The organism is Streptomyces sp. NPDC012794 (genome assembly GCF_042901085.1).
In the GTDB taxonomy this organism is placed as follows: domain Bacteria; phylum Actinomycetota; class Actinomycetes; order Streptomycetales; family Streptomycetaceae; genus Streptomyces.
This window is the reverse complement of sequence record NZ_JBIBCI010000017.1, coordinates 131,967-145,286: the sequence shown is the minus strand read 5'-3', so window position 1 is coordinate 145,286 and position 13,320 is coordinate 131,967. Positions and strand designations below refer to the sequence as shown.

At 69.9% G+C, this 13,320-nt stretch carries 13 protein-coding genes; 8 read left to right on the top strand and 5 right to left on the bottom strand.

All coding sequences use genetic code 11. The features are described from left to right. Positions 1 to 255: 255 nt before the first annotated feature. On the bottom strand, positions 256 to 1,116 hold the full coding sequence (locus ACFY7H_RS27190; RefSeq protein ID WP_388942924.1) for a hypothetical protein: 861 nt from the start codon (positions 1,114 to 1,116) through the stop codon (positions 256 to 258). 270 nt (positions 1,117 to 1,386) lie between these two features. Between ACFY7H_RS27190 and gcl the strand changes: the two genes are divergently transcribed. Next, complete coding sequence (gene gcl / locus ACFY7H_RS27185; RefSeq protein WP_388942922.1) at positions 1,387 to 3,174, top strand: glyoxylate carboligase; 1,788 nt, start codon at positions 1,387 to 1,389, stop codon at positions 3,172 to 3,174. Between the two features lie 146 nt (positions 3,175 to 3,320). Here gcl and ACFY7H_RS27180 read toward each other — a convergent pair whose 3' ends face one another. Continuing rightward, positions 3,321 to 3,761: a YybH family protein gene (locus ACFY7H_RS27180; RefSeq protein WP_388942920.1), complete on the bottom strand. Its 441-nt coding sequence runs from the start codon at positions 3,759 to 3,761 to the stop codon at positions 3,321 to 3,323. Positions 3,762 to 3,910: 149 nt separating this feature from the next. On the opposite strand from ACFY7H_RS27180, the gene sigJ reads away from it, so the two are divergent. Further along, positions 3,911 to 4,837, top strand: a complete 927-nt coding sequence (gene sigJ / locus ACFY7H_RS27175) for an RNA polymerase sigma factor SigJ (RefSeq protein WP_388942918.1) — start codon at positions 3,911 to 3,913, stop codon at positions 4,835 to 4,837. 457 nt (positions 4,838 to 5,294) lie between these two features. On the opposite strand, the gene ACFY7H_RS27170 is transcribed toward sigJ, so the two are convergent. The 3 genes from ACFY7H_RS27170 to ACFY7H_RS27160 all read right to left on the bottom strand — a co-directional run bounded on the left by ACFY7H_RS27170 (position 5,295) and on the right by ACFY7H_RS27160 (position 8,783). Next, on the bottom strand, positions 5,295 to 6,752 hold the full coding sequence (locus tag ACFY7H_RS27170) for a catalase (protein WP_388942939.1): 1,458 nt from the start codon (positions 6,750 to 6,752) through the stop codon (positions 5,295 to 5,297). 232 nt (positions 6,753 to 6,984) lie between these two features. After that, positions 6,985 to 7,875 (bottom strand): 2-hydroxy-3-oxopropionate reductase, encoded by an 891-nt coding sequence (locus ACFY7H_RS27165; RefSeq protein ID WP_388942915.1) that lies wholly within the window; start codon positions 7,873 to 7,875, stop codon positions 6,985 to 6,987. 74 nt (positions 7,876 to 7,949) lie between these two features. Continuing rightward, a complete protein-coding gene (locus ACFY7H_RS27160; RefSeq protein WP_388942913.1) occupies positions 7,950 to 8,783 on the bottom strand; it encodes a TIM barrel protein in 834 nt (277 codons plus the stop codon). Between the two features lie 125 nt (positions 8,784 to 8,908). On the opposite strand from ACFY7H_RS27160, the gene ACFY7H_RS27155 reads away from it, so the two are divergent. From ACFY7H_RS27155 to ACFY7H_RS27130, 6 genes are all read left to right on the top strand, one after another. Further along, on the top strand, positions 8,909 to 9,160 hold the full coding sequence (locus ACFY7H_RS27155; protein ID WP_388942911.1) for a thiamine-binding protein: 252 nt from the start codon (positions 8,909 to 8,911) through the stop codon (positions 9,158 to 9,160). Next, positions 9,157 to 9,561, top strand: a complete 405-nt coding sequence (locus ACFY7H_RS27150) for a helix-turn-helix domain-containing protein (RefSeq protein ID WP_388942908.1) — start codon at positions 9,157 to 9,159, stop codon at positions 9,559 to 9,561. The genes ACFY7H_RS27155 and ACFY7H_RS27150 overlap by 4 nt, the downstream gene beginning before the upstream one ends. 147 nt (positions 9,562 to 9,708) lie before the next feature. Beyond that, positions 9,709 to 10,224, top strand: a complete 516-nt coding sequence (gene uraD, locus ACFY7H_RS27145; RefSeq protein WP_388942905.1) for a 2-oxo-4-hydroxy-4-carboxy-5-ureidoimidazoline decarboxylase — start codon at positions 9,709 to 9,711, stop codon at positions 10,222 to 10,224. Between the two features lie 2 nt (positions 10,225 to 10,226). Then, a complete protein-coding gene (gene uraH / locus ACFY7H_RS27140; protein WP_388942903.1) occupies positions 10,227 to 10,631 on the top strand; it encodes a hydroxyisourate hydrolase in 405 nt (134 codons plus the stop codon). A gap of 1 nt (position 10,632) precedes the next feature. Then, the gene (gene pucL / locus ACFY7H_RS27135) at positions 10,633 to 11,556 is read left to right on the top strand and encodes a factor-independent urate hydroxylase (RefSeq protein ID WP_388942900.1); all 924 of its coding nucleotides are present in this window, start codon (positions 10,633 to 10,635) and stop codon (positions 11,554 to 11,556) included. A gap of 187 nt (positions 11,557 to 11,743) precedes the next feature. Continuing rightward, a complete protein-coding gene (locus ACFY7H_RS27130) occupies positions 11,744 to 13,147 on the top strand; it encodes an 8-oxoguanine deaminase (RefSeq protein ID WP_388942898.1) in 1,404 nt (467 codons plus the stop codon). Positions 13,148 to 13,320: the final 173 nt, after the last annotated feature.

Here is a 13,320-nt window from a genome sequence, read left to right as displayed (position 1 = left end):
GCGGTGAGTTCCTAGACAGCTCCCACCACACCGGAGGTCTTCGCCATGTTCAAGACCAGCCGAGTGTCAACAACGCTCGTGATCAATACACCTAGGCCCTGTCGTCAAAGTAGCGCCGGTCAGGTCCGCGGCTTCCGGTGCCGTGCATCGCGAGGCGGAGGGGCGCCCGAGTGCTGGACGTACTTGGGCGCCCCGACAACGCGGCGAGGTGCGGTGCCGGGGGCCGCGGACCAGGCGGGACTTTGACGACAGGGCCTAGGCTCCCCTCCCCACCAGCCGGTCCGCCGGGTCGTTGACGGGCTGCGGCATGCCGGTGAGGTCCATGACGAACAGCGGTATCCCCAGCTCGTCCGCCCGGCTCCGGGCGTCCTCGGTGTATCCGGCGAGGGAGAAGTAGACGCTGGTCGCCGAGGCCGTGAGGCCGTTCAGCCACACGCACTCCACGGCCCGCAGACCGGACGGCGCGGTCGTCGGGTCCACCTGGGCCACCACGCCGGGGGCCCGCAGGTCCACCGCGGCCGAGGGGATCGGTACCCCGTCCGGCTGGCGGACGTCCTGGAAGCCGAGCCAGCGCAGGTACAGCGCGGCCGTGACCACCGCGTCCCGGGCGGTACGGATGGTCACGGGCCGGAAGGCGGGCCGTGACAACGGGAGCCCGGCGGCCGGGCCGGTACGCGGCCGGGGAGCCGCGGTGCCCGCCGCCGGCCGGGCCGCCCGGCCACCGGACCCGGCCGCGCCCTGATCCGCCGCCTGCGGACCGGCCGGATCCGGATCCGGCGGCTCGGCCCGCGCCGGATCCTCCCGTACGCCGTCCCCCGCGCCCGCGCCCGCGGCGGGCCCGGCGGGCTCCTCCGGCGGGTGGACGGGCACCCGTACGACCAGGCCGCAGGAGCCGCAGCCCACCTCCGGGTGCGGCCACTCGCTCTCCCGCCCGCAGGCCGCGCAGCGCACCGTCACCCAGACCTCCGACCAGTTGCGGTGCGTGAGGGGAACGGGCGGGGCCGTCAGGTCGAGGGGCGGTGCGACCGGGCTCCCGCAGGCGCATGGATAGACCGGGACGCTGTAGCCGTTCTCGCGCCGGCACGAGGGGCAGCGCACCGGTACCGCTTCCGCCATGAGACCTGGACCCCCTCCGTCGTCGCTGTCCGTGGGTCCATGCTCCACCACCGGCGACCGCGCGGGGAGGGAGACCGGCCGATTCGCGCCGATCCGGTTCCGGGCCCCGGCTATTTGTACAACTCGCCGAACGCGATGCGGCTTTTGGTGCGTTCCGGGGTGCCCCACCGCCTTGACGTGCGCGAGGCAGCGCCTTAGCTTGTTCCGTATAGCAGAACAAAAATTCCGGATGACGGAAAAGTCTGACCGCCAGACCCGCAGGAGAACCAGATGCCTCGTATGACAGCCGCCGCTGCCGCAGTTGAGATCCTCAAGCTCGAGGGTGTCGAACAAGCGTTCGGCGTGCCCGGTGCTGCGATCAACCCGTTCTACCGCGAGCTCAAGAACGTGGGCGGCATCGCGCACACCCTGGCCCGCCACGTCGAGGGCGCCTCGCACATGGCCGAGGGGTACACCCGTGCCAAGGCGGGCAACATCGGCGTCTGCATCGGTACCTCGGGCCCGGCCGGCACCGACATGATCACCGGCCTGTACTCCGCCATCGCGGACTCGATCCCGATCCTGTGCATCACCGGTCAGGCTCCGGTCTCGAAGCTCCACAAGGAGGACTTCCAGGCCGTCGACATCGCGTCCATCGCCAAGCCCGTCACCAAGGCCGCCACCACGGTCCTGGAGGCCGCGCAGGTCCCCGGCGTCTTCCAGCAGGCCTTCCACCTGATGCGCTCCGGCCGTCCGGGCCCGGTCCTGATCGACCTGCCGATCGACGTCCAGCTGACCGAGATCGAGTTCGACCCCGCGACCTACCAGCCGCTGCCCGTCTACAAGCCGCAGGCGAGCCGCGCCCAGGCCGAGAAGGCCATCCGGTTCCTGCTGGAGTCCGAGCGCCCGCTGATCGTCGCCGGCGGCGGCATCATCAACGCCGACGCCTCCGATCTGCTGGTCGAGTTCGCCGAGCTGGTCAACGTCCCCGTCATCTCCACCCTGATGGGCTGGGGCACCATCCCCGACGACCACGAGCTGGCCGCCGGCATGGTCGGCGTCCAGACCGCGCACCGCTACGGCAACGCGACGTTCCTCGAGTCGGACTTCGTCCTCGGCATCGGCAACCGCTGGGCCAACCGCCACACCGGCTACAACATGGACGCCTACACCAAGGGCCGCAAGTTCGTCCACGTCGACATCGAGCCCACCCAGATCGGCAAGATCTTCGCCCCGGACTTCGGCATCGCCTCCGACGCCAAGGTCGCGCTGGAACTCTTCATCGAGGTCGCCAAGGAGCTCAAGGCCGAGGGCAAGCTCCCCGACTTCTCCGCCTGGGCCGCCTCCGCGCAGGAGCGCAAGGCCACCCTCCAGCGCCGTACGCACTTCGACAACATCCCCCTGAAGCCCCAGCGCGTCTACGAGGAGATGAACAAGGCCTTCGGCCCGGAGACCCGCTACGTCACCACCATCGGCCTCTCCCAGATCGCGGCCGCGCAGTTCCTGCACGTCTACAAGCCGCGCCACTGGATCAACTGCGGCCAGGCCGGCCCGCTCGGCTGGACCATCCCGGCCGCCATCGGTGCCGCCACCGCGGACCCGCAGACCCCGATCGTCGCGCTCTCCGGCGACTACGACTTCCAGTTCATGATCGAGGAACTGGCGGTCGCCGCCCAGCACAAGGTCCCCTACGTCCACGTCCTCGTGAACAACGCCTACCTGGGCCTGATCCGCCAGGCGCAGGGCAACCTGGGCATCAACTTCGAGGTCAACCTCGAGTTCGAGAACATCAACACCCCGGAGATCGGCGTCTACGGCGTCGACCACGTCAAGGTCGCCGAGGGCCTGGGCGTCAAGGCGATCCGCGTCACGGACCCGGACAAGCTGGGCGAGGCCTTCGAGGAGGCCAAGAAGCTGGCGCAGGAGTTCCAGGTGCCGGTCGTCGTCGAGGCCATCCTGGAGCGCATCACCAACATCGCGATGAGCAAGACGGTCGACATGAGCGACGTCACCGAGTTCGAGGAGCTCGCGACCGAGCCGGGCCACGCCCCGACCGCCATCAAGGCCCTGAAGGTCTGACCCCGACCGGTCTGCCCAGGAACCGCAGGACGAGCAGCACGAACTGTCCGGCCTGCACCGAGCGGCCCCCGTCCCTCCGTGAGGAGGGCGGGGGCCGCCGCCATGTCCCCCCGGGGTACGAGGGCCCCGGCATGTCCCTCCGGGCGTCAGGCGGGCTGGTTCTTGCCCGAGGGGAGCCAGACCGTCATGGTCACCGGGTCGATCGGGATCGAGACGTGCTCGTGCGTGATCGACCACCTGCCGTCCGTCCGCCGGAGGCCGACGCTCTCCCGTACCCAGATCGACGCCTGCAGTCCGCCCTCGCGCTCTCCCGAGTCCAGGTGCAGCATGTGCGCGAACGCGGTGTCCCCGCTGGTCACCAGGGTGAGGTCGTGCGTCTCCAGGCTGATGGGGCCGACGTATCCGTCGAACCAGCGCAGGAAGTTGCGGCGGATCTCCCCGGCTCCCTCGAACCGCAGCGGGGGGACGACGTCGTAGTAGACGGCGTCGGCCGCGTAGAACGACATGAGCCGGTCGATGTCCTTGCTCTGCTGGGCCTCGGCGCGATTCGCCAGGAGCGCCCGTACCGCGGATTCGTGGGTGGTCATCGCGTACTCCTCCGGTCGTGGTGTGTTCCGCTGCCCTTATGACGGGACGGGGCCCCGGAATGTGAGGCCGGCGGCCCTCGCGTCACATTCCGGGGCCCTGTCCCGTCATAAGGGGTGGGGAAAGATCCGACCGAGGGAGCCGCGAGACCATGACGACCAGCCCGCCCGCGCCGCAGGACGGCCGACTCGACCCGGTGCCGAGCGCGGTCACCGGTGAGCGCCGCAGGCTGACCGACCTCGCCTACCGGATGCTGGGCTCCGTGGCCGAGGCCGAGGACGCCGTCCAGGAGACGTACGCCCGCTGGTACGCGATGTCCCCGCCGCAGCGGGCGGCGGTGGCTTCCCCCGCCGGCTGGCTGACCAAGGTCGCCGGCCGCGTCTGCCTCGACGTGCTCCGCTCGGCACGGGCCCGGCGGGAGCGTTACGTAGGGGAATGGGTTCCGGAGCCGCTGCCCGAGCGCACCGAGTGGTCCACCGGCGCGATGGACGCCGACCCGGCCGACCGCATCACGCTCGACGAGTCGGTCAGCATGGCCTTCCTCGTCGTGCTGGAGGCGATGACCCCCGCGGAGCGCGTGGCGTTCGTCCTCCACGACGTCTTCCGCTACCCCTTCTCCGAAGTGGCCGGCATCGTCGGCCGCACCCCGGCGGCCTGCCGCCGGCTGGCGTCCTCGGCCCGCCGCCGGGTCGAGGCCTCGCGGGCGCCCTCGCCGCCGACCGTCCAGCAGGCGCGTGTGGTGAGGGAGTTCAAGCGGGCGTGGGAGGCCCGGGACATCCGTGCCCTCATCGGCCTGCTCGACGCCGACGCCACCGCCGTCGGAGACGGCGGCGGAGTCGTCACGGCCCGGCCGCACCCGGTCGAGGGCGCCGAGCCCATCGCCCGCTTCTTCGCCGAGCGGACCCTCCCGGGCCGGCTGGCGATCCGCGAGTGCACGGTCAACGGGCTGCCCGGTCTGGCGGCCCTCCTGGACGGCGCCGTCCTGTCGGTGTACGCGTTCGACATCGGGGAGGCCGGGATCCGGCGGATCTGGGCCGTGCTCAACCCGGAGAAGCTGCGGCCCTGGCGGACGGGCTGACGCCGCCTCACCGGCCGTTCGCACGGGGCCCGTAGCTCCGTACGCGGACGTGGAAAAGCCCCGAGTCACGGGACCGTCCGTGACTCGGGGCTGATCTGTACCGCCCGACGGGGCGAGGCTGGCGCGACAGGACGTTCGCACCGCCGGGCGGAGTGGGAAGGCTCTCCTCCGTGCACGGGGGACTCTGTGCGCGGCCCCCGTGCGCGGAGGAGTTCGGCTGGGACCGTGGCGGTCGGCGACGAGAACTCCGGCACCGTCTCCCTCAGGTCAAGAGACGGGCCTCGGAACCCATTACCACCGCACTGGCTCGCACGCCCGCCACGGTCCTCACGCGGCGCCAGCCGCAAGGACTGGCGCGGTCTGCCCCCACCGCGTACCACCCCTCATCCGGGTCCGCGGTGCGGGCTCGGCACCCGGGACCTGACCTCCCGCCAGGTCCCCGGTGCGGCTTTTCGGCTCAGGCGTCGCGCAGGGCGCGGACGGCCTCCTCGACGCGGCGGCCGTAGTCGGCGTCCGCGGCGTGGAAGTGAGCCAGGTTCTTCTCGATGACGTCCTCGAGGGTGACCTGAGAGAGGCCGCCGGCGATGTTCGCCACCAGACGCTGCTTCTCGGCCTCCGACATCAGGCGGTAGAGCTCACCGGCCTGGAAGAAGTCGTCGTCCTTGGTGTGGGCCGGCGCCTCGTGGGTGCCCGTGTAGCCGGAGACGGCCTGCGGGGCGCCGAGGGCCAGGCCGGTCTCGGCCGGACCCTGGTACGAGTTGGGCTCGTAGTTCTTGTCGGTGCGCGAACCGTTGCGCAGCGCCATGACGCCGTCGCGGCCGTAGTTCTCGGCCTTCGTCGCCTTCGGGGCGTTGACCGGCAGCTGGGTGTGGTTCACACCGAGGCGGTAGCGCTGGGCGTCGGCGTACGCGAACAGGCGGCCCTGGAGCATCTTGTCCGGCGAGGCGGTGATGCCCGGGACGAAGTTGTTCGGGGAGAAGGCGGACTGCTCGACCTCGGCGAAGACGTTGTCCGGGTTGCGGTCGAGGACGAGGCGGCCCACGCGCTGGAGCGGGTAGTCGGCGTGCGGCCACACCTTGGTGAGGTCGAACGGGTTGAAGCGGTAGTCCGCGGCCTCGGCGGCGGGCATGATCTGGACGTAGAGGGTCCAGCTCGGGTTCACGCCGCGCTCGATCGCCTGGAGCAGGTCGGTCTGGTGCGAGTTGGCGTCCTGGCCGACGAGCTCGGCGGCCTGCTCGCTCGACAGGCAGCGGATGCCCTGGTTCGTCTTGAAGTGGTACTTGACGAAGAAGGCCTCGCCCTGGGCGTTGGTCCACTGGTAGGTGTGGGAGCCGTAGCCGTTCATGTGGCGGTAGGACGCCGGTATGCCGCGGTCGCCCATCAGCCAGGTGATCTGGTGCGTGGCCTCGGGGGCGTGCGCCCAGAAGTCCCAGACGTTGTCCGGCTCCTGCTTGCCCGTGAAGGGGTCGCGCTTCTGGGAGTGGATGAAGTCGGGGAACTTGATCGGGTCCTTGATGAAGAACACCGGGGTGTTGTTGCCGACGAGGTCGTAGTTGCCCTCTTCGGTGTAGAACTTCAGCGCGAAGCCGCGCGGGTCGCGGACCGCGTCCGCGCCGCCGAGGGAGTCGGCGACGGTGGAGAACCGCAGGAAGGTCTCGGTCTTCTTGCCGACCGTGTTCAGGAACGCCGCGCTGGTGTACGCGGTGACGTCGTCGGTCACCTCGAAGTAGCCGTACGCGCCCGAGCCGCGGGCGTGCACCACGCGCTCCGGGATGCGCTCGCGGTTGAAGCGGGCGAGCTTCTCCAGGAGCTGCTGGTCCTGGATCAGGAGCGGGCCACCGACGCCGGCGGTGGCGGAGTTCTGGTTGTCGGCGACCGGGGCGCCGGACTCGGTCGTCAGCGTGCGCTTCGACATGGTGACCTTCCGTACGGGTAACTGCTGACGGAAAGCGTCTTCCGTCATGCGGAACAGCCTAATTTCGGCGTGAACGCGACGTCAACAGTTTGTTTAAAAGAAAGAGAGAGAGGTGATCCGGACGGTGCCGGCGCTTGGGCGCGACAGGACAGGTGTCAGCACCGGCACCATCCGGAAACTCAGACCCCCGTCAGGGGGAGGGCGGCCCGGGGGAGCGGGCCGCGGCGGCGGATCAGATCTGGGCGCCGGAGAGGCGCTCGACCGCGCGCAGCAGGGCGGAGTGGTCCAGGCCGCCGTCACCCTGGGCGCGCAGGGAGGCGACCAGCTGGGCGACGACCGCGCCGACGGGCAGGGCCGCACCGACGTTGCGGGCGGCGTCGGTGACGATGCCCATGTCCTTGTGGTGCAGGTCGATCCGGAAGCCGGGCTTGAAGTCGCGGTTCAGGAAGTTGTCCTTCTTGCGGGTCAGGACCGTGGAGCCGGCCAGACCGCCGTTGAGGACGTCCAGGGCGGCCTGGAGGTTCACGCCGGACTTCTCGAGGAAGACGACGGCCTCGGCGCAGGCCTGGATGTTCACCGCGACGATGAGCTGGTTGGCGGCCTTCACCGTCTGGCCGGAGCCGTGCGGACCGCACAGGACGATGACCTTGCCGAGGGCCTCGAGGATCGGGAGGGCCGCGTCGAAGTCGGCCTGCTCGCCACCCACCATGATCGACAGGACGGCCTCGATGGCGCCGGCCTCGCCGCCGGACACCGGCGCGTCGAGGACGCGGATGCCCTTCTCGGCGGCGTTCTTCGCCAGGTCGACGGAGGTCTGCGGGGTGATCGACGACATGTCGATGATCAGCGCGCCGGACTTGGCGTTCTCCAGGATGCCGTTCTCACCGTAGGAGATGGCCTCGACCTGCGGGGAGGCGGGCACCATCGTGATGATGACGTCGGCGTCCTTGACGGCCTCGGCGATCGAGCCGGCCGCGGTACCGCCGGCGGCGGCCAGGCGGTCCAGCTTGTCCTGCTCCAGCGTGAAGCCGGTGACCGAGTAGCCGGCCTTCAGCAGGTTCTCGGCCATGGGGGAGCCCATGATTCCGAGGCCGATCCAGGCGATCTTGGGGAGGTTGCTCATGATGAGGTCCTTCTCTTGATGCTTCGTACGAAAAGTGCGTGGGGTGCCTGGCTGTTCGCCCGGACTTGGTCCGCCTACTGGGCGGCGCGGGCCTCGGCCGGCAGCCAGCCGAAGGACGCGGCGGCGTCGGCGGCCTTGTACTCGAGGCCTACGTAGCCCTCGTATCCGGCCTTCTTCAGCTGGTCCAGGAGCGCCTCGAGGGGCAGCTCGCCGGTGCCCGGGGCACCGCGTCCCGGCTTGTCCGCGATCTGGACGTGGCCGGTCTTGGCGGCGTACTTTTCGATGACCTCGGAGAGGTCCTCATCGTTCATCGCCAGGTGGTACAGGTCGAGCAGGAACTTGGCGTTCCCGAGGCCGGTGACCTCGTTGACCTTGTCCACCACCTCGATGCCGGCCGGGGCGCTCACCAGCGGGTAGAGCGGCGACTCGGGCTTGTTGAGGGTCTCGATCAGGAGGATCGCACCCACGCGGTCCGCGGCGCGGGCCGCGACGACCAGGTTCTTCAGGGCCAGCTCGTCCTGCACGGCCGGGTCCACACCCTCGACGCGGTTGCCGTACAGGGCGTTGAGCGCCTTGCAGCCGACCGAGGCGGCGAAGTCCGCCGCCACGTTGATGTTGGCGTTGAAGCGGTCCGACTCCTCACCGGGAACCGATACCGCGCCGCGGTCCGGGCCCGGCAGTCGGCCGGCGTAGAAGTTCAGGCCCACCAGCTGGGTGCCGGCGTCCTCAAGGGCTTTCTTGAGGGCGTCCAGCTCCTCCTGAGCGGGGGTGGGGGTCTCGATCCAGGGCCACCACAGCTCGACCGCGGTGAAGCCCGCCGCGGCGGCGGCCGCGGGACGCTCCAGGAGCGGGAGTTCCGTGAAGAGGATCGACAGGTTCACATCGAAGCGCTGGTCCGTGTATCCCATGAGGGGTGTGCGCTCCTTCCGTATTGCGGAAGTTATTTTCTGCTTGATGGAAGACTGCAAGTCGACCGTCGTACTTGTCAAGTGCGGACTCCCGGAATCTCAGGACTGCCGGGTAGCTTGGCGACGTGCGATTGAGAGTTGAGTTCACGACCGAGCCCTTCGACCTCGAAGAGGCCCCCGCCCATGCCGTGGCCGCCCGCGAGGTCATCCAGAAGGCCCAGCTGGACGCGGTGGACGTCGGCCCCTTCGGCAACACCGCCGAGGGCGAGTCCGACCGGGTGCTGAACGCCGTGGCCGCGCTGCTGCGCGACTCCCTGGAGGCCGGCGCGACGCGCGTCACGCTCCAGGTCAACGTGATCGGGGAGGACGCCTCGTGACCGAGCCCCGCGACCACCCGTTCGTCACCGCGGTCAAGCCGCTGGTGGACGCGATGGGCGGCCAGATGATGGACCCCTCCCAGGCGCAGCCCGACGACGTCGTGCTGGCCTGGGAGGGGCAGGACCTGCTGGCCGTGCGCCTGCCGCAGCTCTCCGATTCGCTGGACCACATCCTCGCGGCGCTGGAGCGCCGCCACGGCGTACCGCTGGCCCAGCTGGACCGCAAGGCCAAGCAGGACGTGGTGCGCATACTGGAGGCGCGGGGCGCCTTCTCGGTGCGGCACGGAGTGGAGACGGTCGCGGGCGCCCTGGGCGTGAGCCGCTTCACGGTCTACAACTACTTGAACCGGGACGCCGCCGCCCAGGCGAAGCCCGGCAGGGCAGCCGGGAGTGAGGGCTGATTCACCCCTGGTGACGAGCCGCCGCCCGATTCACCCGGGCGGCGGCTTTTGTGTACGGGAAGTTTCAACAAAGTGTTGACGCCGTGTGGCCGAGGGCGTTAGCTATGCGCAGCCCGTCAAAGCAACAACAGGCCACGGAGGCCTACCGTGACTTCGAGTCCGACCCCGGGTCTCACCCGGTTCAACGCCTTGGACGACAGCGCGGCCGAGGCCGAGCTGCACGAGGTCTGCGCCAGTTCGGCGTGGGGCAGCAAGATGCTCGCCCAGCGCCCCTTCGCCACCGCCGACGCCCTCTTCGCCGCCAACGAGTCCGCCATGGCGGAGCTCACCGCGGAGGACCTGGGCGAGGCGATGGGAGGCCACGCGCCGATCGGCCGGCCGAAGCCGGGAGACCCGACCTCCGCCCGCGAGCAGCGTGGCATGGCCGGCGCCTCGGAGGAGCTGAAGAACGAACTCCTCGAGCTGAACCTGGCCTACCAGGAGAAGTTCGGCCACGTCTTCCTCATCTGCGCCACCGGTGCGACCGGTGAGTTCATGCGGGACGCGGTGAAGGTCCGGATCGGCAACTCGCCGGAGCAGGAGCGAGAGATCGCCCGCGGCGAGCTGGTGAAGATCAACCGGATCCGCCTGACCCGCCTCGTCGAACTCGCAGAAGGAGAGTGACCATGAGCACCGAGACCACCGCGTCGGTGTCCACCCACATCCTGGACACCAGCATCGGCCGCCCCGCCGAGAGCGTCGCCATCTCCCTGTCGGCCCGCGCGGGCCTCGGCGGCGAGTGGGCGGCCCTCGGCGGCAGCGCCACCGACGCCGACGGGCGCTGCAAGGACCTGCCGGCCCTGCCGGAGGGCACCACACACGTGCGTCTCGACTTCGAGACCGAGACGTACTTCAGCACCAAGCAGAGCGAAGACAAGCAAGCCGAGGCGCAGCAGGACGCCCCCCGCGTAAGGGACAGCGGTGCGTTCTTCCCCGAGGTAACGATCACCTTCGCGGTGAACCCGGGCGAGCACTACCACGTACCGCTGCTGCTCAACCCGTTCGGCTACTCCGTTTACCGAGGGAGCTAGCATGGCCACGATTCTGGGCCAGAACCAGTACGGCAAGGCAGAGAACCGCGTCGTCAAGATCACGCGGGACGGCGACACCCACCACATCAAGGACCTCAACGTCTCGGTCGCCCTCTCCGGCGACATGGACGACGTCCACTACTCCGGCTCGAACGCCAACGTCCTCCCGACGGACACCACCAAGAACACGGTGTACGCGTTCGCCAAGGAGTACGGCATCGAGTCCGCCGAGCAGTTCGGCATCCACCTGGCCCGCTGGTTCGTGGGCAGCCAGGAGCCGATCCAGCGTGCGCGCATCCGGATCGAGGAGTACGCCTGGGACCGGATCGCCACCTCGGACGCCAACTCCAAGTTCATCGGCGCCGACGAGGTCAACCACTCCTTCGTCCGCAAGGGCATGGAGACCCGCGTCACCCAGATCACGTACGACGGCCAGAACTGGGAGGTCATCTCCGGCCTCAAGGACCTGATCGTCATGAACTCCACGAACTCCGAGTTCTGGGGCTACGTGAAGGACAAGTACACGACCCTGCAGGAGGCGTACGACCGCATCCTGGCCACCCAGGTGTCGGGCCGCTGGCGCTTCAACTGGTCGGACGACGAGCAGCGGATGCCCAACTGGGAGAAGTCCTACGCCGAGACCAAGAAGCACATGCTCCAGGCCTTCGCGGAGACCTACTCGCTGTCGCTCCAGCAGACCCTGTACCAGATGGGCTCGCGGATCATCAACCACCGTTCGGAGATCGACGAGGTCCGCTTCTCGCTCCCGAACAAGCACCACTTCCTCGTCGACCTGGAGCCCTTCGGCCTCAAGAACGACAACGAGGTCTACTTCGCCGCGGACCGCCCGTACGGTCTCATCGAGGCGACGGTCCTCCGCGACGGCGCCGACGCCCGTATCCCCGTGGACATGACCAACCTCTGAGCACGGCGCGCGCGTCCCGGGGCTCCGCAGTGGCCCCGGGGCGCGACACCACCCCAGCTTCCTGAATCGGCACCCGGACCACCCCACGGGCCGGCAGTACTGTCAGCTGTCAAGGCCCCGGCTCCGGCACTCAAATCCCCTGGGTTTTGCCGTGCCCGCTCCGCCACTGAAAGCACGAGGAAGTCCCATGGCAGCATCGGCAGCCCATGACAGCGCCGTAGAGCGCACCGTCATCGAGAACTGTGCGATCGCGACCGTCGACGCGAACGACACCGAGTACGCGTCGGGTCACATCGTCATCGCCGGCAACAAGATCGAGTCCATCGGCGCGGGCAGGGCCCCCGAGAACCTCGAGAACGTCGTCCGCCGCATCGACGGCACCGGGCACCTCGTGACTCCCGGTCTGGTCAATACGCACCACCACTTCTACCAGTGGATCACGCGCGGCCTGGCCACCGACCACAACCTCTTCAACTGGCTCGTCGCGCTGTACCCGACCTGGGCGCGCATCGACGAGCAGATGGCGTACACGGCGGCCCAGGGCTCGCTGGCCGCGATGGCCCGCGGCGGTGTCACCACCGCCATGGACCACCACTACGTCTACCCCAAGAACTCCGGCGACCTCTCCGGCGCGATCATCCGCGCCGCGTCCGAGATGGGCGTCCGCTTCACCCTCGCCCGCGGCTCCATGGACCGCAGCGAGAAGGACGGCGGCCTGCCCCCGGACCACGCCGTCGAGACCCTCGAGGGCGCCCTGGCGGACACCGAGGCGACCATCAAGAAGTTCCACGACGCCTCCTTCGACGCCATGACCCAGGTCGCCGTCGCCCCGTGCTCCCCCTTCTCGGTCTCCACCGAGCTGCTGAAGCAGGGCGCCGAGCTGGCCCGCCGCCTCGGTGTGCGCATGCACACGCACGGCTCGGAGACCGTCGAGGAGGAGAAGTTCTGCCACGAGCTCTTCGGCATGGGCCCGACCGACTACTTCGAGTCGACCGGCTGGCTCGGTGAGGACGTGTGGATGGCGCACAGCGTCCACATGAACGACTCCGACATCGCCGCGTTCGCCCGTACCAAGACCGGTGTGGCGCACTGCCCGTCCTCCAACGCCCGTCTGGCCGCCGGCATCGCCCGCGTGCCCGACATGCTGAAGGCGGGCGTCCCGGTCGGCCTCGGCGTCGACGGCACCGCCTCCAACGAGTCCGGCGAACTGCACACCGAGCTGCGCAACGCGCTGCTGATCAACCGTCTGAACCCGGTCCACCGCGAGGCCGCGCTCAACGCCCGCCAGGCCCTGCGCCTGGGCACCTACGGCGGCGCCCAGGTCCTCGGCCGCGCCGACAACATCGGCTCGCTCGAGGCCGGCAAGTGCGCCGACCTCGTGCTGTGGAACCTCAGCACCTTCCTGCACTCCTCGATCGCCGACCCGGTCACCGCGCTGGTCTTCGGCGCGGCCGCCCCGGTCACCGCGTCGTTCGTCAACGGCAAGCAGATCGTGGAGGACAACCGGCTGCTCTTCGCCGACGAGGACGCGATCGCCGTGTCCACGCGGGAAGAGGCGCAGCGCCTGGCGCGGATCTCCGCGCAGGGCTGATCCCCCCAGCGACCGCTGGGGGGAACCCCAGGAGTCCGGCCGGGGGGGACGGCCCCCGGCCGGCGGGGGGGGGCCCCCCCGGGGGGCGCCGCCCCCCCTCCCCCGGCCCCCCCCCCGGGCGGAACCCGGGGGGCCCCCGGGGGGGGGCCCCCCCCCTAACGGGGCGGGGGCCC

What these genes read in the sequence shown, in the direction of transcription:
- ACFY7H_RS27190 (WP_388942924.1), bottom strand. Translation starts at nt 1,116, where the DNA reads ATGGCGGAAGCGGTACCGGTGCGCTGCCCCTCGTGCCGGCGCGAGAAC.
- gcl (WP_388942922.1), top strand. Translation starts at nt 1,387, where the DNA reads ATGCCTCGTATGACAGCCGCCGCTGCCGCAGTTGAGATCCTCAAGCTC.
- ACFY7H_RS27180 (WP_388942920.1), bottom strand. Translation starts at nt 3,761, where the DNA reads ATGACCACCCACGAATCCGCGGTACGGGCGCTCCTGGCGAATCGCGCC.
- sigJ (WP_388942918.1), top strand. Translation starts at nt 3,911, where the DNA reads ATGACGACCAGCCCGCCCGCGCCGCAGGACGGCCGACTCGACCCGGTG.
- ACFY7H_RS27170 (WP_388942939.1), bottom strand. Translation starts at nt 6,752, where the DNA reads ATGTCGAAGCGCACGCTGACGACCGAGTCCGGCGCCCCGGTCGCCGAC.
- ACFY7H_RS27165 (WP_388942915.1), bottom strand. Translation starts at nt 7,875, where the DNA reads ATGAGCAACCTCCCCAAGATCGCCTGGATCGGCCTCGGAATCATGGGC.
- ACFY7H_RS27160 (WP_388942913.1), bottom strand. Translation starts at nt 8,783, where the DNA reads ATGGGATACACGGACCAGCGCTTCGATGTGAACCTGTCGATCCTCTTC.
- uraH (WP_388942903.1), top strand. Translation starts at nt 10,227, where the DNA reads ATGAGCACCGAGACCACCGCGTCGGTGTCCACCCACATCCTGGACACC.
- pucL (WP_388942900.1), top strand. Translation starts at nt 10,633, where the DNA reads ATGGCCACGATTCTGGGCCAGAACCAGTACGGCAAGGCAGAGAACCGC.
- ACFY7H_RS27130 (WP_388942898.1), top strand. Translation starts at nt 11,744, where the DNA reads ATGGCAGCATCGGCAGCCCATGACAGCGCCGTAGAGCGCACCGTCATC.